General features: G+C 47.2%; 23 protein-coding genes and 1 pseudogene. 12 read left to right on the forward strand and 12 right to left on the reverse strand.

What is annotated here, in order from left to right; translation table 11 throughout:
• Nucleotides 1-174 precede the first annotated feature (174 nt).
• From ACFVQB_RS13510 to ACFVQB_RS13565, 12 genes are all read left to right on the forward strand, one after another.
• The gene (locus tag ACFVQB_RS13510; protein ID WP_379439486.1) at nucleotides 175-1,335 is read left to right on the forward strand and encodes a M23 family metallopeptidase; all 1,161 of its coding nucleotides are present in this window, start codon (nucleotides 175-177) and stop codon (nucleotides 1,333-1,335) included.
• Nucleotides 1,336-1,435: 100 nt separating this feature from the next.
• Nucleotides 1,436-1,939 carry a GNAT family N-acetyltransferase gene (locus tag ACFVQB_RS13515; RefSeq protein ID WP_379439489.1) on the forward strand — a complete coding sequence of 168 codons (504 nt, stop codon included), beginning with the start codon at nucleotides 1,436-1,438 and terminating at the stop codon, nucleotides 1,937-1,939.
• A 239-nt stretch (nucleotides 1,940-2,178) separates the two neighbouring features.
• Complete coding sequence (locus ACFVQB_RS13520) at nucleotides 2,179-2,592, forward strand: hypothetical protein (protein ID WP_379439492.1); 414 nt, start codon at nucleotides 2,179-2,181, stop codon at nucleotides 2,590-2,592.
• Between the two features lie 2 nt (nucleotides 2,593-2,594).
• On the forward strand, nucleotides 2,595-3,884 hold the full coding sequence (locus tag ACFVQB_RS13525) for an ammonium transporter (protein WP_379439495.1): 1,290 nt from the start codon (nucleotides 2,595-2,597) through the stop codon (nucleotides 3,882-3,884).
• A gap of 155 nt (nucleotides 3,885-4,039) precedes the next feature.
• Nucleotides 4,040-4,984, forward strand: coding sequence for a DUF1963 domain-containing protein (locus ACFVQB_RS13530; RefSeq protein ID WP_379439498.1), 945 nt, complete (start codon nucleotides 4,040-4,042; stop codon nucleotides 4,982-4,984).
• A 174-nt stretch (nucleotides 4,985-5,158) separates the two neighbouring features.
• Nucleotides 5,159-5,626 (forward strand): DinB family protein, encoded by a 468-nt coding sequence (locus ACFVQB_RS13535; protein WP_379439500.1) that lies wholly within the window; start codon nucleotides 5,159-5,161, stop codon nucleotides 5,624-5,626.
• Between the two features lie 214 nt (nucleotides 5,627-5,840).
• On the forward strand, nucleotides 5,841-6,002 hold the full coding sequence (locus ACFVQB_RS13540) for a hypothetical protein (RefSeq protein ID WP_379439502.1): 162 nt from the start codon (nucleotides 5,841-5,843) through the stop codon (nucleotides 6,000-6,002).
• A 50-nt stretch (nucleotides 6,003-6,052) separates the two neighbouring features.
• Complete coding sequence (locus ACFVQB_RS13545) at nucleotides 6,053-6,874, forward strand: DUF2785 domain-containing protein (RefSeq protein ID WP_379439504.1); 822 nt, start codon at nucleotides 6,053-6,055, stop codon at nucleotides 6,872-6,874.
• An 87-nt stretch (nucleotides 6,875-6,961) separates the two neighbouring features.
• Nucleotides 6,962-7,684, forward strand: coding sequence for a response regulator transcription factor (locus ACFVQB_RS13550; RefSeq protein WP_379439507.1), 723 nt, complete (start codon nucleotides 6,962-6,964; stop codon nucleotides 7,682-7,684).
• A gap of 54 nt (nucleotides 7,685-7,738) precedes the next feature.
• On the forward strand, nucleotides 7,739-8,869 hold the full coding sequence (locus ACFVQB_RS13555) for a sensor histidine kinase (RefSeq protein WP_379439509.1): 1,131 nt from the start codon (nucleotides 7,739-7,741) through the stop codon (nucleotides 8,867-8,869).
• Nucleotides 8,870-9,043: 174 nt separating this feature from the next.
• Nucleotides 9,044-9,844, forward strand: coding sequence for a HAMP domain-containing protein (locus tag ACFVQB_RS13560; protein WP_379439512.1), 801 nt, complete (start codon nucleotides 9,044-9,046; stop codon nucleotides 9,842-9,844).
• A complete protein-coding gene (locus tag ACFVQB_RS13565; RefSeq protein ID WP_379439515.1) occupies nucleotides 9,838-11,700 on the forward strand; it encodes a transglycosylase domain-containing protein in 1,863 nt (620 codons plus the stop codon). The genes ACFVQB_RS13560 and ACFVQB_RS13565 overlap by 7 nt, the downstream gene beginning before the upstream one ends.
• Before the next feature lie 230 nt (nucleotides 11,701-11,930).
• Here the strand turns inward: ACFVQB_RS13565 and ACFVQB_RS13570 are convergent, their stop codons facing one another.
• The 12 genes and pseudogenes from ACFVQB_RS13570 to ACFVQB_RS13625 form a co-directional block, all read right to left on the reverse strand.
• Nucleotides 11,931-12,380: a threonine/serine exporter family protein gene (locus ACFVQB_RS13570; RefSeq protein ID WP_379439517.1), complete on the reverse strand. Its 450-nt coding sequence runs from the start codon at nucleotides 12,378-12,380 to the stop codon at nucleotides 11,931-11,933.
• A gap of 19 nt (nucleotides 12,381-12,399) precedes the next feature.
• A complete protein-coding gene (locus tag ACFVQB_RS13575; RefSeq protein WP_379439770.1) occupies nucleotides 12,400-13,095 on the reverse strand; it encodes a threonine/serine exporter family protein in 696 nt (231 codons plus the stop codon).
• Between the two features lie 366 nt (nucleotides 13,096-13,461).
• The gene (locus ACFVQB_RS13580; RefSeq protein WP_379439520.1) at nucleotides 13,462-13,767 is read right to left on the reverse strand and encodes a hypothetical protein; all 306 of its coding nucleotides are present in this window, start codon (nucleotides 13,765-13,767) and stop codon (nucleotides 13,462-13,464) included.
• 64 nt (nucleotides 13,768-13,831) lie between these two features.
• Nucleotides 13,832-14,875 carry a S66 family peptidase gene (locus tag ACFVQB_RS13585; RefSeq protein ID WP_379439523.1) on the reverse strand — a complete coding sequence of 348 codons (1,044 nt, stop codon included), beginning with the start codon at nucleotides 14,873-14,875 and terminating at the stop codon, nucleotides 13,832-13,834.
• A 112-nt stretch (nucleotides 14,876-14,987) separates the two neighbouring features.
• Entirely contained in the window at nucleotides 14,988-16,307 is a 1,320-nt protein-coding gene (locus tag ACFVQB_RS13590) for a DUF4179 domain-containing protein (RefSeq protein WP_379439526.1), read from the reverse strand.
• Nucleotides 16,304-16,819: a sigma-70 family RNA polymerase sigma factor gene (locus ACFVQB_RS13595; RefSeq protein ID WP_379439529.1), complete on the reverse strand. Its 516-nt coding sequence runs from the start codon at nucleotides 16,817-16,819 to the stop codon at nucleotides 16,304-16,306. Before ACFVQB_RS13595 ends, ACFVQB_RS13590 begins: the two co-directional genes overlap by 4 nt.
• 235 nt (nucleotides 16,820-17,054) lie before the next feature.
• Nucleotides 17,055-17,513: an NUDIX domain-containing protein gene (locus ACFVQB_RS13600; RefSeq protein ID WP_379439772.1), complete on the reverse strand. Its 459-nt coding sequence runs from the start codon at nucleotides 17,511-17,513 to the stop codon at nucleotides 17,055-17,057.
• Between the two features lie 150 nt (nucleotides 17,514-17,663).
• A pseudogene (locus ACFVQB_RS13605) lies at nucleotides 17,664-18,155 on the reverse strand (GNAT family N-acetyltransferase); the annotation flags it as partial.
• A gap of 208 nt (nucleotides 18,156-18,363) precedes the next feature.
• Entirely contained in the window at nucleotides 18,364-18,774 is a 411-nt protein-coding gene (flgB, locus tag ACFVQB_RS13610) for a flagellar basal body rod protein FlgB (protein ID WP_379439531.1), read from the reverse strand.
• Between the two features lie 182 nt (nucleotides 18,775-18,956).
• Nucleotides 18,957-19,772, reverse strand: a complete 816-nt coding sequence (speD, locus tag ACFVQB_RS13615) for an adenosylmethionine decarboxylase (protein WP_064639879.1) — start codon at nucleotides 19,770-19,772, stop codon at nucleotides 18,957-18,959.
• 121 nt (nucleotides 19,773-19,893) lie between these two features.
• The gene (locus ACFVQB_RS13620) at nucleotides 19,894-20,475 is read right to left on the reverse strand and encodes an SLOG family protein (RefSeq protein WP_379439533.1); all 582 of its coding nucleotides are present in this window, start codon (nucleotides 20,473-20,475) and stop codon (nucleotides 19,894-19,896) included.
• Between the two features lie 111 nt (nucleotides 20,476-20,586).
• Nucleotides 20,587-21,720 (reverse strand): RluA family pseudouridine synthase, encoded by a 1,134-nt coding sequence (locus ACFVQB_RS13625; RefSeq protein ID WP_379439536.1) that lies wholly within the window; start codon nucleotides 21,718-21,720, stop codon nucleotides 20,587-20,589.
• Between the last annotated feature and the right edge of the window lie 98 nt (nucleotides 21,721-21,818).

A 21,818-nucleotide genomic window follows, 5' to 3' on the forward strand; every position in this document is an offset into this window, starting at 1 on the left:
TCATACCATCCGAGAGGGCTATGTAGTGTGCGAGCTATCTTAACGGAATCTTAATTATGAAGCCATAGCAGACGCCACAGTTTAACTACATGTAAGGATGGGTTAGACGAAGGATAAGATTCATTCTGTACACTTAACTGGAAAGTATAACGAACACCAGAAGGGATGTTGAGAATGAGCTGGAAAATGAACAGGCTGCATGAGACAAGAGAGATACAGGAGCAACGTTCGAATTGCGGGAAGAATCAGCTGGAATCCGAATACGCGGCACCTGAGAAATTACAGAGCAGAAAAGTCTGGAAAGTGCTTGCCATTACCCTTGGTGCCTGTGTGATGCTGTCTGCGTGTGGTAACAGTAACTCGATTACATCCGAGCAGGCGGAGCAGAAGTCCAAGGAACAGACGATAAATACTAATGAAGCGAGTGAGAGTACCCATCAGGAAGATAATTCAGGTAAAGAGGTGAGCGCCATCATTACACCCGACAATTTTATCGATACGTTAATGCATGGTTCCAAGGATGACATTTATAGTCAGATGAGTCCGGAAATGAAGGAAGCAATAACGCTTGAACAGTTCAAAACGTCTGCTGACCAATTCCTTGAGGGAGTAACCTCCTTTGATCTAGTGGTGGACGCAAAAATGAACAATTTATCCGAGCTTTCCTGGAAGGATCACACAGGAACAAAGGGTATTCAAGCCTATTTTACCGAAGCAAATCAAATTGATGGTCTGTTGATCCGGCCACTGGAACCCCATGAGGATACGGATCAAAAGTTCACCAAAACCGCATTCCAGTTTCCTATGAAAGGTGAATGGTTTGTGTTCTGGGGAGGCAACGATGTGATGTCGAACTATCATTACGAGCATGAAACACAGCGCTATGCGCTAGATATCGTTCGAACCAAAGAAGCTTTCAGTTACAACGGAGATGCGAAGGTGAATGAAAACTACTACGCTTTTGGTGAGCCGCTCTATGCAGCTGCGGACGGAACCATAGTTGAGATCAAGAACGATATTCCAGACAATACGCCAGGCGTCATGAACCCGGAAGAACCAGCAGGTAACTATGTGGTCATTGATCATGGACATGGAGAATATAGCATCACGGGGCACATCAAGGAAGGCAGTGTAGCGGTCAAAAAAGGGGATAAAGTCAAGCAGGGAGACCTCATTGGAGAGCTGGGCAACTCAGGTAATTCCAGTGAAGCTCATCTGCATTTCCAGGTATCGGACGGTCCGGATCTATTCAATTCACGTGCGATCAACATTCGTTGGGCAGATCAGACCCAGCAGATGACTCGGGGTAATACAATTCAAGGATTGCCTGAGTAAGTGTGGAGTTGACCCGAATGTTGGGGGATGACGTCGACTTCCTTCCTCCGTTATAATACCGTCATAAGATAGAATTGATCTGGATGATGGAGGAGTAGACATGAAGCTGGATAGTGTGCAGATTGAGTATGCGCGTCGTGAGGACTTGCCAAGGATTGTGGAAATCTATAATTCCACGATTGAGAGCCGAATGGTGACAGCGGATTTGGAGCCGGTGACCGTCGAACAACGTATTCCGTGGTTTGAGGAGCATTCATCGGATCACCGCCCGCTCTGGATTATGAGGCATGAGGGACAGGTTGTAGCTTGGGCCAGCCTGAGTTCGTTTTATGGACGACCTGCGTACAATGGGACGGTGGAAGTCAGTGTGTATGTGGATCAGCAGTGCCGGGGAATTGGGGCTGGCGGACGTTTGCTGAACACCATTTTTGACGCTTGTCCTGCGCTTGGAATCAAGACGATTCTGGGCTTTGTGTTTGGACATAATGAACCGAGTCTGGGGTTATTGCGCAAGCATGGCTTTGAACAGTGGGGGTATTACCCTGAAGTAGCTGTACTGGATGGCGTCAACCGGGATTTGGCGATTTTGGGCAAAAAATTATAACCATGTTTCAAAATAGATGAAAACCTCCAGATCCACAATGCGTGGATTGGAGGTTATTTTTGCTTACATAGAACAAATATGGCTTGGCGTGTCGCAGACCTAAGTCATAAGTGAAACTGTTTCTTATAAACGAGCCATTTCAAATCATGCCATCGCCAAAAAAAAGGATTGACGCTAAGTGCTACTGGACTCTATAATCGATAACAAGTAACTTGATATGTAAGGAGTCCTGACATGATATGTTAGTAATTGACGAGGTATATCACCATACAGCATTGCAAATATCATCGTCCGATTTATTGTACCTTATCCAACAGCTCAAGGTCAAAAAAGAAAATGAGATCGAAACGCTTAAACATAAAATTGAACAATTCGAGCAAAAAAAACGTGCGGAAGAAGTGGCTTATCAGTCCTTGTCTACAGTACGCAAATGGTTCGCAGGGCGCCCCGCATCCCATCACCAGGCGGTGGAATATATGGTCCAGGTGAAGGAACGTTTTCGCAAAATGGAACAAATCCGGCGGCGGATACGAGAACTGGACCGCATTGCTGAACGAATCAAGCATCCGGACAGCATCGAACGGGACGAAGTCGAGCTTACGCCCGAAACGATCCGGGAGATTAGACAGCTTAGGGAAACGGAGGATGTATAAGTATGACTTTGGAGACGTTAAGCTCCGGGATTGATACGGTCTGGGTCGTACTGAGTGCAGCCATGATTTTGTTGATGGAGGGCGGATTCGCCCTGCTGGAGGCTGGCTTTGTACGTTATAAAAATAGCGTGAATATTATTATGAAGGTTTTCGCTGACATTACGATTGGAACATTGCTTTTCTATGCCATCGGATTTGGCTTGATGTATGGCTCAGATGCCGGAGGTTTTGTAGGCATAACCGGATTTTTCCTCAATGGGGACTTGTCTCACCTGAACGTACCGGTATCACTGGAAACATTCTGGCTGTTCCAGGCCGCATTTACCATTGCCGTCATTTCCATCGTATCGGGTGCTGTGGCTGAGCGGATTAACTTTCGTGCCTATCTGCTGTACATCATACTGATGACGGCGATTATTTATCCAATTGGTGGACACTGGGCATGGGGCGGCGGTTGGCTCAGCAAGCTGGGGATGCAGGATTTTGCCGGTTCCGCTGTCATTCACGCGTTGGGCGGGTTCTCTGCATTGGCCGCAGCGATTATTATTGGGCCGCGTAAAGGCAAATACACGCCACTTGGCGTGAGTGCTATTGCCCTTCCGAGTAATTTGCCGCTAGCGTCTGTAGGCGCATTCCTGCTATGGTTCGGCTGGTTTGGCTTCAATGCAGGAAGTACGCTCAGCGCGACTGATGTAAGGATCGGTCACATTGCCATCGTTACGATGTTATCTGCTGCTTCGGGTGGCGCGGTAACTTTGCTCTACACCTTGTTCCGTTTCAATCGTTCGGATGCACCATCGGTCATTAATGGCTCGCTTGCTGGTTTGGTCGGTATTACGGCGGGGTGTGCCTTTGTCGGTGATATGGCTGCGATATTCATCGGAGCGGTATCCGGATTGCTCATGATGGCTGCAACGAATTGGTTGGACCGCAGGCAGATTGATGATCCCGTGGGTGCGTTCCCTGTTCATGCTGTATCCGGGATGTGGGGTACGATTGCCGTGGGTTTGTTTGCAACCGATGGTGGCTTGTTCATGGGAGGTGGCTGGAGGCTGCTGGGTGTTCAGGCGCTCGGCCTCACGGCTTTGGTCATCTGGGGATTTGTCATGACCTGGATCGGTCTGAAGCTGATTGGCAAGATTGTTCCTGTCCGTTCCACGGAAGAAGAGGAAGATCTGGGTCTGGATATTAGTTATCATGGTGTAATGGCTGCACACCAGTCGCATGAATTTCTGGATGGCGAGGAGCATATTCGGGCTTTTCAGGATGATTCACCGAATCGGAATCGTTAAGAATGGATCGAATGGATAATAAGGAAGGAGACTGACAGCGGATGTCAGTCTCTTTTTTCGCTAGAAGCAGGGAAAGAAGAGTCAGCGGAAGAATATACAGTTGTGAACCTGAATATGTCTCACCATAGATGTATTGTCAGAAGGGGAGGATCTATATGATTAAACCTGAACAATGTGAACGTCTGACCAGAAAAGCCCGGAAAACTCTTGAGGAATATGGATTGGGTAATGCTGCCGATCTGTTGTTATCTTCAAGCCGTTGGGGAATTCGCCTTGATGTATCGACAGTGGATGAGTATCGCAGAACAGGAAATTCACGTGTAGGTGGAGATCCGGATCTGCCGGGGAACATGAAATGGCCTTTGACACAGGATAGGGTACCCATGACGTTCCTGGCTCAGTTGAATCTCGTGGACTTGACGCCATATACGCCAAATGATGGGCGTGGGAGTTTGCCCGAACGGGGCATGTTATACTTTTTCATTGGTGTGGATGAACCTGCTTATCATATTGAGCATCGTGTGATTTACGAGCCGGACGCTCATAACCTGACAAGGCGAGAGCCTGATGGCGAAACCGCGCTGAATGAGGACGATTTTGTAGCGCATTCGGTAACAGTGCTGCCTAACCTTGAATTTCCTACATATGCATACATTGATTCTTTGGCTCTGAATGCAATCGCCGCTCCGCTGTCTGGTGGAAAAGTAGCCGTAGAAGGGGAGGAAGGTCTATATGACCGATACCTTGAATTCGAGTCCAATTGGAATCATCCGAGTACGCAGAACTGGGGTGGCATGTTTGGATATCCTGACGGTCAGCATCCCGATGCAGAGCATCAGGCGTTATTGCAGATCGTACTTGGTGAAGAGTATGCTTATGACGAGCAGTCGTGTGAGAAGAAGCTGACTGCTCATTATGGCGGGGATGAGGAACGGACACAACAAGAGCTTTCGGATACACTGCTTCTATTGAAAATTGATACGCATGACGCTATCGGTTTTCAATGGTGGGACTGTGGGGAGCTGCAATTTTTCATTCGCAAGGCTGACTTGCTCGCGGGACGATTCGATCAAACGTATTGTTCGTTATATTCAAGTTGAGTTCATGTTTGTTATCATAGAAGCAACAAAATGTCCCAAATTCCGTCTGTAAGAGGGAGGAGGGACTTTTTTTGTTCGTCATTGTTGGTTTTCGAGCATAGCTGGTTTATATATAATGTGGGAATTCATGGTTGATTAGCGATCATATGTTCTATATAATGGGATGAAAAGGGAGTGTGTCTGTTGATTCAATCCGCATTTAAACATATTGATGTGGCAGTGACATCATTAATCAATTTATGTGACCAACTGTCGGAGCAAGACTTGGCTTTGACTCCGATTGAAGGCAAACGGCCGGTTGGAGAATTGCTTTCTCATCTATCCGTCATTTGTCGTGCAGATGTACATATTTCGGAGGGAGCTTCCGAAGAAGAGATGGCTTTGTTTTACGAGGAAAATCAGCCGAATACATTGAGTGAGATCAAGGAAGCGCTGATTGCGAATCAGATGTACCTCTATCATCGGTACAGACAGTTTAATACGGAGGAATTATTACAGGTGACTGACTCCTATTGGGGTGCTTCGTACAGTCGTCTGGAGTGGCTGCTTGAGATCATGGGACATGTGTATCACCACAGAGGCCAACTGCATACAATGCTGACACTGACTGGTATAGAGCCCAAAGTAGCGTTGTTTGAATAGATATACCCAGGTCCATAATACGAGGTTCTGCCTGAATAAAGAACAAGATTTGATAGAATACATAGAGCATGTTATCCGCAACAAGCAACGTTTGAACCGGGATTAGATCGACGATACTATCGTTAATAATAGGGATTGCCGGATCAGTAACACTAAGATGGACAATAAAATAAGGGCTTGTAGAATTAAACTATCATCCTAAGGAGCGAATCTAGTGAAGGAATTTGGCCTCACTGCATCCGATTTGGATCGCTGGATTAAACAGGCCAAACGACAGGCTCCTTCAAGGAGAAGGATAATCGTGGATTCGAAGAAAACGAACTTTGTAGTACTACATAAAGAAAACCAACGTCTCAAAATGCCACATAGTCAGTAGAAACGCTTAAAAAATTCATTTCAGAAAAATTTCTAGTAGGGGCGTGTAAAATGAGTTTAAAAGAAAAGTTGATATTAATAAAAGAGTATGGCTACCAAGCACCTCCCGATACATTCCATTTGATACAAGAAATGATGATTAACATCGGTTCTTTGGATGCCCAACTACGTGATGAGCTAATTTATACAACCTTATCAAATTGGATTCCTGGTAATTCTCTAACTGCAAACGAACTAGAACAACTTCTACCAGTTGTTTTGGATAAAAACCATTTGCATTTTAGGCTTGGTGAAACAAATACAGACTCTGTCTTTACTCGATCGTTCTCTATGCTAGTTATACCGCTCCTCTTCATGAGGCATAGAGAATCACCATTTCTCTCAAGAGAGCATATTCATCAGATAAAAGAGAACGTGTTTTACAATGTACAAAAAGAGCGAGATTACCGCGGGTATGTCGAGGAAAAAGGCTGGGCTCATGCCATAGCCCATGCAGCAGATGCTTTAGACGAATTGGCCCAATGTTCCGAGCTGGATCAAAATGACCTCTTAACCATCCTCGATTTGGTTTACGAAAAGATGACCATAACAGACCGAGTTTACTCCGATGGGGAAGATGAAAGAATGGTAAAATCCATAATTAGTGTATTAGATAGAAAAATACTTAGTCAGTCTTATGTAGAGCAATGGATTCAACGGTTTGGTGATGTGGAGAAAAATCCAGAATTCCATCCTGCTTTTAAGCAAAAAAATAATATAAAGAACTTTTTAAAGAGTTTATACTTTCGAGTTAAATTTTACAAAGTGGATGCTAATCTCTGCCCAACTATCGAGCATACTTTATATAAAGTAGAACAAGTATACTATTCCTGAAAAAACGTTTCTGCCCCTTTCCGCGCGCGATGATTTTCGCAGATTCATATCCTAGTGGTATACTTTGAACAATCAATGATTCATGGAATGGAAAGGAATAATGCCGTGGCACAGCCAGCAACCATTCTGCTTGTGGATGATGAGCAGGATATTATTAAACTGATGGAGATTTATTTTGGCAATGAAGGGTATAGGGTTCTGACAGCGAGTGATGGGATCGAGGCGCTTGAGCAATTGAAGAAAGAGCCAATTGATCTGATTATTCTGGATGTCATGATGCCTAATATGGACGGAATCGAAACATGTATGAAAATTCGGGAAGAGCAGAAAATGCCGATCATTATGCTATCCGCCAAAAGCATGGATATGGATAAAATCACAGGGCTGAGCATCGGCGCTGATGATTATGTGACCAAGCCGTTTAACCCGCTTGAACTTGTGGCACGGGCAAAGTCACAGCTTCGCAGGTACCATACCTTTAATGAAGGCCGGGAGAACAAGGAGCATGAATGGGTGATTGACGATCTGGTCATCAATACCGATACCCATGAGGTCTGGGTGGATGAGCAGCCTGTTCGCCTGACTCCCCGTGAATTTGCTGTTCTGGAGCTGCTCGCGCGCCATCAAGGCTCTGTGCTTAGTATGGAGCAGATCTACAGACAGGTCTGGAAAGAGGAATTTATGGAATCCAACAACACCGTCATGGTGCATATCCGCAAGATTCGTGAGAAAATCGAACTCGACAGCAAACATCCCAAGTTCATACAGACGGTATGGGGTGTTGGTTATAAGATGATCAAATCACAATAAGCACGTGCGTCTATGAGGTTCATTGGATAAAGGACGTAAGCAGGGAGTTCCGAGATGAATTCAAAATTAATTAACACTGTAAGGTGGAAATTTATCTACGCATTTTTGCTGAGTGGCATTTTGACGGCGGCTATTTTGTATGGGGGCAGCAAAGTTGTACACTCCATTCTGGCGGCTCAGACCTATCCTGATTATTCGATTCCTGCAAGGGGCATCAGGTGGCTGGTGAACAATATTGGGTCGGTGCCATTAATGATTATAGTTGGCATACTTAGCTTTGTGCTGTTCTTTTTCCTGTTCACGCGTAGGGTGATGCTGGTTCTGGACGAGATTACGGCGGGAATTCAGGAAGTTGCCAAAGGAGAGCTGTCTCATCGGATCGAGGTGAAGACCTCGGATGAATTTGGCGTGGTGGCTGCCAGTATTAATCAGATGGCTGAACAATTGCAATTGTCATTGCAGGAGGAGCGTAGTGCGGTCGCTGCCAAAAATGACTTGATTACAGGCATTTCTCATGATTTGAGGACTCCGCTAACTTCTATTCTCGGATTTTTGGAATACATAGAGAAGGATCGCTATCAGGATGAAATTGAGATGCGCTATTACGTGAGCATAGCGTACGAGAAATCATTGACATTAAGGAAGCTGATCGACGATTTGTTCGAATATACCCGTGTCAGTGGTGGGAGCCTGCCCTTGTCATTGACTTCCTTGAACCTGAATCCATTTCTGATGCAGCTTGCGGAAGAGTTCGCTCCGATGCTGGAAGAAGCGGGGATGACATACAAGATCATTGGTGGACAAGAGCCTTTATGGATTCAGGCCGCCCCCGGGGAGCTTGTTCGTGCATATGAGAACCTGTTCAGTAACGCAATCCGTTATGGAGCACAGGGGAAAGTGATGGAGATCGCGTTGTCTCTTGAAGGTGAAGAAGCTGTGGTGCGCATCAGCAATTATGGTGAGCCGATTCCGGCCCAGGATTTGCCCCATTTATTTGATCGATTCTACCGGGTCGACAAATCCCGCTCTCGTGATACGGGCGGTACTGGATTGGGGCTGGCCATCGCCAAGTCAATGATAGAATTACATCACGGGAGTATCGCTGCCTATAGTGAACAGGGCCGAACCGATTTTGTTACGCGTTTCCCTGTAACTGCTGCTCCGATGAACAGAGAACAAGAATAGTGATAACCTGGCAGAATTCTCGTCTAATGTAAGAAAGATTGCTTGATTCAGCATCTATGCAAAGTCCTTAATTAAGAAAATGATAAGAAGTTACCCACCTCCTCATTAAGAAATATTCGGTATTCTTAACCTCAATCGTACACATGAACTGCAAAATTGAGGAGGATGCCGAATATGAGATTATTATTACGTACAGTCAGACTGAGATACATATATATTTGCGGAGCAAGCGCGTTACTTAGCGCAGCGCTCCTATTTGTCGTCTATCACATGTTACGTTTTGCCCACCAACATATCCTGTCTGAGAGAACGGGTTTAACTCGCGTTATGTATTGGGTGATAAACCATATCGGTACAACGCCATTGGTTATATTCATCGGGGGTGGTTTGTTTGCGTTGTTTTTTTGGATTCGATCCCAGAAGATTGCAGATGACCTCAAGGTGATTGGTCGTGGAACTCATGAACTGGCAAATGGCCGAATTCCAGCACAGATTGAAGTGTTGAACGGCGGGGAGCTGCGGCAGATTGCTGCCAATCTGAATGACGTTGCCATACGTATACAAGCAGAGTGGTTAAACAGTTCAGACCATGACTGGATAGATAAAGAGCCGAGAGGGGAAGATTGGATCAGTTCTGGTATGTATGGCGATGGAAGTAGCCGGCAACAAGTAACACAACAAATGGTGTTAGAAAGTGAGAGAAGCCATAAGCAACGTATTCAAGAAGGTTTCGTTGGATCACAATCTGTTCGTATAAGTGCCGATCTGCCGATTAAACTGACGCTCTACGGTGTTCGTTCTTCGCTTGATACGATCATGGAAGGACGTTGCCGGGATGAAGCGGAGATTCAGCACTGGGTCAGGCTGGCGTATGAACAGACGTTAAGGCTGGAACTTGCTCTGGATTCTATGGAAATGAAGCCGCAGGAACAACCAGGCTCCATTCCACATGTATTTAGGGAGCCTGAATGTTGAGATCCAGCATAAGGCGTGGAATCTATCACATATTTGATGCCTCTGTAGTAATCGTTATTTTGCTTGCGGTCGGCTATATCTATCTAGTAGCTTACGGCGAAGGTGTACTTCGCAATCATCCTGAGGCCATTTCGGTGGCCTCTTCCACTATCATTACCAATGCGGACGGAACAGAAATTTCGAGGTCACAAGTTCAAACCAAGGGATATTCGGAATATGCCGATTTGAAGGATATGCCCGAGCTTTTAAAGCAGGCGTTTCTGGCTACGGAAGATCGACGTTTCTATAATCACGATGGACTGGATTTTATCGGGATTGGCAGGGCGGTTGTGCAGGATGTTTTACATATGAACCTGAGTCAGGGAGGCAGCTCGATTACACAGCAACTGGCCAGAAATCTGTACTTGAACGGAGATAAAACGCTGGTTCGCAAGGTAAATGAAATGTCGATTGCCATGGCGATGGAAAAGAGATTTAGCAAGGATAAGCTATTGGAGCTGTATTTGAATCATATTTATATGGGACGTCAGCAATACGGGGTTAAATCAGCGGCTTGGCGCTACTTCGGGATTAAGGATTTATATCAGCTGGAGATCTGGCAGATGGCTACGCTGGCCGGAATTCCCAAAGGACCTTCCATATACAATCCGGTGGATCGGAAAGACCTTTCCAAAGAGAGGCGTTCTGTGGTTCTTGGCCTCATGCATGAGCAAGGAATCATTACAAAGGGGCAGATGGAGGAAGCACGAAGGGTGGATTATACACCGCCTAATTCAACTTCGGTATCGACTCCAGGCTCGCCAGTGCCTGCCTACGTGTCTGCATTGGATGCGGTGATCGAGGAGGCTTCCCGTCTCACAGGCAAAAGTGGAGCAGAGATTCAATCCGCAGGTTGGACCATTCGTACGGGATTGGATGATCAAGCACAGCTGGCGATGGAGCAAGCATTCCGCGAATCTTCCCGGTTCGCCGATGATCGCAAGGATGAGCAAGTGCAAGCGAGTATGGTCATACTGGACCAGCATAACGGTGAAGTGAAGGCGATGATGGGCGGGCGCGCCCCCGTTAAAGGAGGCATCAACCGGGCAACCACAGATGCCAGGCAACCTGGTTCTGCATTCAAGCCCATTATTGCATATGGACCTGCACTGGAATCCGGTCGGTTTAGGCCTGAGAGCATGCTGCCTGATCAACGAATGAAATATGGGAGTTATCAACCGAGCAATCTGGGTGGGCGTTACAGAGGTACAGTTACGATGTCGCAAGCGATTGAACGTTCCATTAATGCTCCAGCCGTATGGCTACTGCATGAGACAGGACTGGGACGCGCACATCAATTTGCAGGTCGATTGGGCATTGAACTGGGTAAGGAGGATCTCAATCTGTCGATCGCCTTGGGTGGTTTGCACAAAGGGGTGTCTCCGCTGAAAATGGCCCAGGCATATTCCGTCTTTGCCAATAACGGCAAGTTCAATACGACTCATCTAATTCGTGAAATTACGGATTCACGCGGTCGGACAATCTATGCTTTTAAACCAGAGAACAAGCAGGTGATCTCCACCAGCACGGCAATGGCCATGACCGGCATGCTTCAAGATGTGGTCAGTCAAGGAACAGGTAGCCGGGCACAACTGAGTCAGCATAAGGTAGCGGGGAAGACAGGAACAACGCAGGCTGCATTACCTGGTGTAAGTAAAGAGGCAAATCGGGATCTGTGGTTTGTAGGATACACCAACAAGTGGACGGCGGCAGTCTGGATGGGATTTGATCGAACGGATGCAGAGCATTATATGAGATCGGGAAGTGGTGTGGCGGCGGATTTATTTGCGTCGGTGATGAAGCCTGCTTTGCCATAAAATAGAATGGTTTAATGTACACCAATGGACAAGGATTTTCCAACAGACATGAGGGATTTCTGCTTTATGGATCGTACAGTATCGAATAAATGAATGGAACGATGAAAACACTGCAAATGAGATGATCCCGAATCAACATTGGCTGGAAATATGGAAGACCCGTGAAGGACAGTGTTTACCCTGTCTCCAACGGGTCTTTATCGTTTTAGTGATATTATATTCATCTACTGTTAGGATTTCGTTCGCAACGATTCGGGTAAACGACGAATCATTTGGTTCAACACCTCGGACAATACAAGTCCGATCGCGATGGCACCGGATAACATGAGTGCCTTGGCAGCCATCTCCATGGCAGCACCGTAGTCATTTTGCACAAAATTACGCATAGCATTATACGCCAGTCCACCGGGAACGAGCGGAATGATACCTGCCACGCTAAAGATAATGACGGGTGCGCGAAACATGCGGGAGAACAGTTGGCTGATCACACCTACCGCGATGGTCGCTGCCAGTGTAGCAGGAACTGCATCCGCAGCATATTCGAGCACAATGTAGATCATCCAGCCGATCATGCCGACAAATCCACCGTGAAGCAGCATGCGCCGAGGAGCGTTGAAAATAATGCCGAATGCGGCCGAGGCGACAAAGCTGGTCAGGGCTTGTTCAATAAAATGAAGCATAACCTGCAACTCCTCCGTCTTACGTAAAAAGTGAAAAAACAACAGCAATGCCGGTCCCAATCGCAAAAGCCGTCAGAAACGCCTCGGCTCCCTTGGATAACCCGGACACGAGATGCCCGGCCATGAGGTCACGCACAGCATTGGTAATCAGCAGTCCTGGTACCAGGGGCATGACTGAGCCAATAATGATTTTGTCCCGTTCATGACCCGCACCCATATAGACAAGCAAAAAGGCGAGTAGGCCAATGACAAATGAAGCGGTCAGCTCGGCAAAAAACTTCACGAGTACCAGTCGATGGAAGGCAATGACCGCTGCATAGCCAATACCACCGCAGAGAACAGCAGGGAGAAAGTCGACCCAGCCTCCACCAAACATAATGGTAAAGCACCCACTGGATAACGCTGCCGCAGTAAGCCGCACAACCGCAGAATAGGAGGAGGGCTGTCCCTCAATTTGTTGTAACAATGCATAGGCATCTTCAACGGTCAGTTCACCTTGTCCAATTCGCCGGGAAACAGCGTTTACTTCGGATACCTTGTGCAAATCCGTGGTTCGTTCAGAGATCCGTATCAGCTTGGCAGGCTCGGTTGCATCAACCGAGAAGAAGATACCTGTGGGCACAACATAACTGTGGGAATGGGGAAGGCCCAGCGCGGCAGCCATGCGTTTCATCGTATCTTCCACACGATAGGTTTCACCGCCGCTTTGCAGCATGATTTTGCCTGCCAATAGACAGATTGCAATCACGCGGGATTGTTCAGTATGATTTGTCCCAACCAGCTCCGTCTCAGACTGAGGCACGGGTGGAGGATCATGAGGGATATATTCCAACCGGATCAAGCTCCGTTCATATGAGATAAGGCTTGGTGCCGACACCATTGTATCATATTTCACACGTTAGCAAGGAAACATACCGCACGAACGATAGGAAGTCATCCAGGTTGCAGAGATTAATGCATACATTCACACCAAAATGATAACCCAATCACTTCTATAACCAAAAAAGGCTTCGCACCTGAGGCCTGACCGGTCTTAGAGAGCGAAGCTTCTTGGATTAGGCACAACAGAGACAAAAAACAACTACATCAACAGCGTAATGACCAACAGCTCATACAGCACGAGTGGCAGAATCGTTGGTCCAAACAAGGCACGTGGCTCAGGATATCCATGCATCGGCGTAACCTGGAGATACAGAATCCCCCGATCCGCGCTGATAATGACACCTTCCCATACCTGACCATCGATATTCTGGACTTGCACCTTCTTGCCTACATGTTGCCGGGCTGTATGATGAAGCATATTCCGCACACTTTGCACGGATTGGAGCATTGGTTGATTGGCTTGGTATACGACCCGTGCGGACGGTGTGGATGCGGATTCAGACATAATGCACAACCCTTCCTCAAAATAATTTCTTACTTCAAGGTATGCATCTGCCTACAAAAGGTGATCACACAAATGCCATCTCAAGTCTTCCGTGCCCATTTTCATAAGATACATTGCCCAGCGCGCCATTCACAAAGGTTAACTGTGGCGGGATGTGGCCAAGATCTACATCATATATTACGGGAACATCCATATCTCCGAGAGCCGAAGACAGAGCATCGGTGAAGTTGAAATCCCCTGTATCCGAATAACCAGCAGGTCGGCCAAACATGAAGCCTTTAACGCCAGCAAACCAGCCGGCCTGTCTCATCTGCCACAGATGACGGTAGATATCACCTGCATTCATCTCACAGCTTTCCAGATACCAGATCGTTCCTTCTTCTGCGCAATATTGATCGAGATACGCTTCAACTGGTGCGTAAGGCGTCCCGATCAGACAGGTGATTGTATCCATGCAGCCGCCGATCAACCGACCTGAGAATGTAACTTGCGAGCTCACTCCTTGAGGCTGCCCCAACTGTTTCCAGTGAGAAGGAGTATCCAGATTGAACCTGGATAACTCAGGTTTCCATTCCGATTGATAATGAGTGGAGGAAGATTGAGTGATCTGCTCTCCCCGGGCAGTCTGCAATACATCAATCCACCGTGCGGTCACCGGATCGAGCTCATTGGATCTTAGATCCACGTAATTCGTACCATGTGCTGAAGCCGTTCCGGTGATCAGGGTGTATGCAAATAAAAAGGTACTGATATCTGAATATCCCATAACCCATTTGGGCGGCAGCGTCTTCAAGGCTTCCCAATCCAGCAGGGGCAGAATATCCATAAGGAATTCTCCACCCCATGGAGGGATAATAGCCTGAATCTCTGGGTCACGGAAAAATGCATTGATCTCGGCAGCGCGATCTTCCTTGGAAGAACTTACACATTTGGCGTTATGCCGTAGAAATGGGCTCTCCTGAACACCAAAACCAAGGCGCTCCATGTTGTGCCTGCTCTCTTCAAGGTAATGATGCAAGGATTCACTTACACCGCTGGATGGTGCAGCCACGCCAATGGTATTTCCCGGAGCGAGTGGTTGCGGGTAACGGATCGAACGGTTAATCATTATGAAAACACCCTTTCCTGTGAACATATCTATTTAATTGTAGTTGGTTGATATTTTCATTATAGTGCATGACTACTTCATGTGGCTTGCTATTATGGCTGCTCACTTTCCTTTAGGGAGTCACTGGAATTTCGATAGAAAATGGTGATCGACTTTGTTCAGGGTAAGAGAATATTTCCATTGTCAGATTTCCCTTGGCTGCGGCTGCATTTTTAATGACAATCCTTGCTTCAGAGACGGAAGGGCTCCAGCCTATTTCCTTAATATCCAGTGGCGCTCCTTTACTGTCCTTGATATTGGTAAATGACAGCCCAGAAATGGCGTCTTGAGAGTCTGCGATTGAAAACTCGATGACCAGATCTTTGCCCTGGGCCTTGCTTTTCAGGAATTTCAAACTTGATGGGCCACCTTGTATTTCACCTGAAGATAGATTGATGCTGATAACCAGTTCATCCTTATGCAGTGCTGAAAGGCCAGATCCTTGCAGCGTCAGTTTTTTCGGAGTCGAGAAGTACATACTTTCGAAAAAGACGGAACTTCCAGAGCCTGAGATGGAGGAGGAATCCGTTCGCCATGCTCGGCCTTGCTCATCTACCAACTGCAGATCACGGATCCCGAAGATCTTTTTGGTGTTGTTCGGATCATATTCGATATCAAGTACAAGGCGAGTGGGATACAGAACGGCCTGTTTTACATGAATACGCTGCCCGTCCACGGTCAATATTTGGTTTATGGGAATGATTTTTTTCATGCCTTTCGTTAAGCTGCGATCCACTGAGAAAGTGACCTTCCACTTATTATGCGATTGCTTACCTCGTTCCTTAAATACAACGGTCAGCTCTTGTGGTGGTAAAGATTCTGTGAATGAGACATCGATTTTATCCTCATAAACGCCACCTTCTGAAGCCGGCTTAGGGGAGGAATAACTAAACCCAACGGGTAGTTTTTTTCCATCCTTATCAAGCAAATCTATATCATATCCACCCTTCTCCAGATCTTTCATGCCTTTCATCGTGTAAAAAATAACCATACGTGACTCGTCTGTAATGATGCTGTCCACGGTCATTGAAGCCCCATCATGCTCATCGGTCACACCGACCTTCTGCAAGAGGGACTGATCGATGGCCATCATTAACCCCTTGTCCTGGCGAATCATGCTGACGATGCCCTCCATGCCCGGCAGTTGCTCCACAAAGGACGCAAAGGCGGGGGAGACGCGAATACATCCCGTAAACACGAGGATGATCGCGGCTGCCGATATAGAGCTCATATACCAGCGCAGCCGGGACTTGCGCTTGCGCGCAGCCTGACGGATTCCAGCCTGTACAGCCTGATATGCTTCGGCATCTGGTACAGGCATGGCGTCGTACTCTGTTTTACGATCATTCAGACGCTGCTCAAGGGCTTCAAATGACTTCATCTCATCGCTCATGATGTTACATCTCCTTTCGTTTCAAGTTGGTCCCGGAGCTGTCCGAGTGCCCGATGCAGTCGGGATTTTACGGTTCCGGTCGGGATTTCGAGAATATCAGCGACCTCTGTTAAGGAGAAACCTTCGAAATAACTCAGAATAATAATTGGTTTGCAATCCTGGTCCAGCGCAGAGACGGCTGCGGCAAGATCGGGATCTTCGGGCCGGTCCCAGCTGCTGGGTTCATGAATTTCGGTAACATGGCTGAATCGGCTTTTGCGTTTGCGTTCGTCCGCACAGTAGTTCAGCAGAATGCGGATTAACCAAGTGGCGAAATAGGAGGGTTCTTTTAATTTCTTGAGCTTTCGATAAGCTCTGTAGGTGGATTCCTGTATCGCTTCCAGCGCATCCCCCTCATTGTGCAGATAGGCATAAGCGATCCGGTACAGTCGGCTCTGATGCATCTCCATTAAGGCTGCAAAAGCCTCGGCATCCCCTTTCTGTGCGGCGATGGTCAGTTGAGCAGGGGTCACATGGCTCCTCCTTTTCATGGATGTTGTTGCGTATTAGACCGTGGAAATGTCCAAACGGTTCTTGATTTTGGAAAAAAGTTATGTATACACGTACTGAGACTACCATAAAGAAGGAATTTGCGCAGAAAACTGAAAACAACCGCCAAGCTCCCCTTTATGTTAGAGAGAGGAGTTCGGCGGCTGTTATTCTTCATATGACTTGTCTAACCATAATGAGAAACTAGTTTTTCCAATCTCAATCTTCAGAATAGAGATGGAGTTTTTTCGCAGCTTCCAGACCAGGCACCGCGAAACTAGCGAGCGGCGATGGCAGATCATCCAGCGGGAACCAACCGATCTCACCAATCGCTCCGCCTTCTTCAAGGTTACGAGCAATGCCGCTAATAACTCGAGTCGAGTAGAGGACGGAAATCCAGTGTTCCTGTTGTTCAGGTCGGATCGTCTCTGCGGTGCAGAGCAGCTTGTCGATGGCAATATCCAGATCGACTTCTTCCTTAATTTCCCGAATGACCGCCGTTTCCAGCGATTCGTATGGGTCGACTTTGCCTCCAGGGATACTCCAGGTGTACTGTTCAGGCTGACGATTCCGCCAAACCAAAAGGACTTCATTACGTTCGTTGAGGATGACGGCTCCCACGCCAATGCGAGGTTGAACGGGAGAGTTCTCTGTACCTTTGGCGTTAAGTAAGGACAACGCAGATTCTTCGGCAGCGATCAGCTGTGAGTTTAAGTGATCTTCCCTCTGTTTAGCTCCCTGGACATGAGTGGACTGAAACGCCAACGGAAGCTTGGTCTGTGTTGACCATTCTTCTGCAAGGATACTCATGGAGATCAGATCATAATGAGTGCCATCCCGTAGAACGGCAGAGCGCTGGCGGCCTTCCTCCCGAAATCCGGCTTTCAGATAGGCTCGTCTGGCAGCTTCGTTGTATTCAATCACTTCCAGCGCAATCCGGTTCAGGTTCAACTCATGGAATCCATAACGAATAATCAGGGAAAGAGCATCACTGCCGTATCCTTTGCCCCGATCTTTGTCATCACCAATGCCAATGGCCAGGCGTGCAGAGCGGTTATTCCACTCAATTCGGTAGAGGGCCGTGAATCCGATGAACCGATTGTCCTCCAGTGTACGCAGTGCAAATTCAAAGCCGTTGTCTCTCCGAACTGCGGATGACCCCGTCTCATCCGGCGTTAGCGGAACAGCAATATCGGTATCCAGATTACGCAAGTAATCATAACTGTCAGTGAAGCGGGAGAGCCGCATGCAGTCTTCTGGGCAAGGAGCAGCCAGTCGGACTTTGGAGCCTTGAAAAGCATTTAAATGACGTGGAGCCATGTTGCACCTCTTTTATTTGATATGAAATCATTCATTTTATCTCATTATACTACGAATCAGAAAGGATACCGAAAAAGGGCACAAGCAGGCGAGTTGATCCTCCTGATTAGGAAAAGAAAAGCGACGCTAAATACGTCAATATAGATCATCTGGATATTTCCGAATATAGACAAAACAAAAAGCAGCCAAAGAGCTGCTCTACCATTCATTATTTCATATCCTGCAACAGGTTTTTCATTTTCTTGTAGTGCCCGCTGACCCGATCAACCATGTAGTTATACATAAGCTGATTCTCCGAAAGGTTCGCCATTTCCTTGTCAATATCAACGTTATTGTTGTTATTATTCATAGATGTTTCGTTGTTTTCAACAATCCGGTAATTCACGATTGAGGCATTGGGATTACTGACTGGAAAGTGTTTCTCATGAGTCCGCTTCATGGAGAGCTGATCTGTTTTGCCGTTCTCAATGATACGTCTAAGCTCTTCCTCAAACTCCACCGATTTCTTTTTGTAATTGGGTGTGTCTGCATTGGCAATATTTTCAGTGGTAACCTTGTGCTGTACGTTCAGCGCTTGTAACAGAGATTCATTGCGTCTGGAAGTGTTCGTTTCAATCAAGGGCTCAGTCTCCTTCAATGGAAAATGCAATTGCTTTCATCATAAAAAATGGAGCTGCTGCCTGTCAAGTTAGGCAAAAGAAAAGGACAAGCGCTTGCCGGAGGTTTCCATTAAGAAATCCTGCCTTCATTACATCTTATCCTCGTCCCGGTCTTTATGAATCAGTCCTCACGAATTAGCCATTAAGAAGGACGATTGATGTTTTTGCCATAATAAATCTCGTCCATCTCCAGCTTCAACCACTCCGTAATTTCCTGTTGCTCGGCTTTGCTCAGTTTATCTTTGGTATAACCAAACAAATAGTTATCAAGATCGAATTCCTTCAGCTTGCACTTGGTGTGGAAAATGTTCTCCTGATAGACGTTCACGTCAATCATGTCGAAGCTGCTCTTGATCTCATCCGGAATGTAATTCTGGATCGAACCGATCTCATGATCAATGAACAGCTTGCGACCGCTCGTATCCCGTGTGAAACCACGTACCCGGTAATCCATCGTCATGATATCCGTATCGAAGGAGTGGATCAGATAGTTCAGTGCCTTTAGCGGCGAGATTTCACCGCAGGTAGAGACGTCAATATCTGCCCGGAACGTACTGATGCCTTCACTCGGGTGGAATTCGGGATACGTATGAACGGTAATATGGCTTTTGTCGAGCTGCATGACGACATTATCGGGCAGGGGGCCGGGAGATTCATCGAAGGATTCTTCGGGGATCTCCACAATGGGCCCTTCCGAGACAAGCATCGTCACACTTGCACCCTGGGGAACATAGTCCTGTTGAGCTACATTGAGCACATGGGCACCGATAATGTCAGATACGTTGTTCAGGATTTTACTTAGACGGGCCGCATTATATTGTTCATCAATATATTCAATGTAAGCTTCGCGTTCATCTTTGGTTTTCGTATAACAGATATCGTACATATTGAAACTCAGCGACTTGGTCAGGTTGTTGAATCCATGCAGTTGAATGCGCTGCTCTGGCGTTAATGTCATAGTTGCAGTTCCCCTTTGTCCCATACGACATGGTAATCGCAGTTTTACTACTACTTATACCCAACCTTCCGCCAAAAAAAACATATGTACGTCATTCTTTGCTACTCCAGTCGTGTACAGATCAGAAGGAAGAATCTTCATAATCCCCAACATCGTTCATCCGTTCATCTTCGGCAACCGATTGGATATCCTCCGAGGTGACACTGATGATCGTATAATCTTCATTCTGCTGTTTTTTGACCGCTTTTTCCTTTATAAAACGGGGACTGCCATCCCCTGCATCTTCGTCATAGACGAGCAGGAGGCCATCGCTTTTGCGCAGCAGCAAATCATCCCGCGCAGTGAACTGCCACGGGCCGATATACGGCTGACGACTAATCGCACCATAATAGTCCACACCTTGCAGAATGGAGCGATAATACTCTTGTTTGTCTTCCTTCCATTGTTCCTCGGGATTCTGAAAAGCGGTAATGATCGACAGCTTCAGATCCGGGAACGTCTTTTTCAGCTCAAGCACCACTTCGCAGGCCCACAGGTCTACACCGTATTGGCCTGGCGTCAGCACCCACTCCAGCCCGTCTTCGACCAGGGGCGTAAGACGGGAGGAGATCGCCTTTTTGATGAAAGGGATTCCCTCATGCTTCTGTCCAAAAATCTGTAGTTCATGTGCACGATAACCGGTAATCAACAAATTTTTCAGCATCCGTTCCTCCTTTCAGGCGTGGTCAGGCCATCGGCCAGTTCCGGCACCGCGGCGTGGTCAGAATCGGCTGAAATCGTTGAGTCAGCAATGCCTGTTCTTTGAATCATTCCGTTAGTTCGCTGGTGGAGCATCCGTACGGAATGGATAGAGGAACTGTTTCGGAATATCGGTCTCAAATCTCATCAGCTCACCTGTCGTTGGATGGATGAACGAGAGTACCCGTGCATGCAGTCCGAGGCGACCCAGTGTTTTGGTGTGAGCACCGTATTTTTTGTCCCCTGCGATGGGATGGCCCAGATCTTCCATATGCACACGAATCTGGTTTTTGCGTCCTGTTTCCAGACGGACTTCCAGCAGGGAGAACTCACGGTTCGACTGTAAACGTTTGTAGTGTGTAATGGCATGTTGTCCATCATTCGGGCGAGGACTGGAATACATTTTGAGCGTCTTGGTTTCTTTCAGCCATGAGGAGATGGTGCCCTCTTCCTTCGCAACAGCGCCTTCCACAAGGGCAACATATACACGTTCCTGTACATTCTCTTTCCAGTTCTCCTGCAGCTTCTGCTGCACTTCTTCACTCTTGGCGAACATCATGACACCCGAAGTGTCGCGGTCCAGACGATGGACAATAAATATCCGGTTCAGCGCGTTGGTACGGCGAACATGCTCAGTCAGCTGGCGATAAGCGGTTAGATCATCACTTTTGTCAGCGGCAATGGATAACAGTCCGGCTTCCTTACGAATGACAATGATATCATCGTCTTCATGCAAAATGTTAATCCCCGTCAGGGAAGGAGCGGCAACGGCGCCTTCTTTGCTGATCGTTACGATCTGACCTGGCGTCAGCTCCAGATTAAACTTGGTAACCACTTTCTGATCGACGGATACCTGTCCGCGACCCAGAATGGATTTGACCGCATTCCGGCCGGACTTCAAGTGTTTCAGCAAGAAGTTGAGCAGCTCATCCGGTTCGGTGACTTTGTACGGGCGTGGTGGTTCTTGCTTACGATAATAGGAATTGCCCGAGCGTTTGGCTGCTTTGGGTTTGGGTGCTCCGGCTTTCTTGGGAGCCGCGGAGGATTTGGCGGCTACTGGCTTTTTCGCCGCTCCTGCATTGCGTGATGCGGATGGTCCTGATGATTTGGCGGAAGTCAAAGTGGACCGACCGGACCGTGCTGTGGACGAACCTGCGGATGCTTTCCCCTTGGTCGATGTATTGCCTGTTGGGCGTTTGCGTTTATTCATGAATAGTAATCTCCTTCTGAACAGCCTGTACCGCTTGTGTGCATACGATCCGTTCATTTCGTTATGCAGTCCAATATACCATTAACCGGGGGCAAATA

It is taken from the genome of Paenibacillus sp. NPDC057886 (assembly GCF_042796655.1).
Classification (GTDB): domain Bacteria; phylum Bacillota; class Bacilli; order Paenibacillales; family Paenibacillaceae; genus Paenibacillus.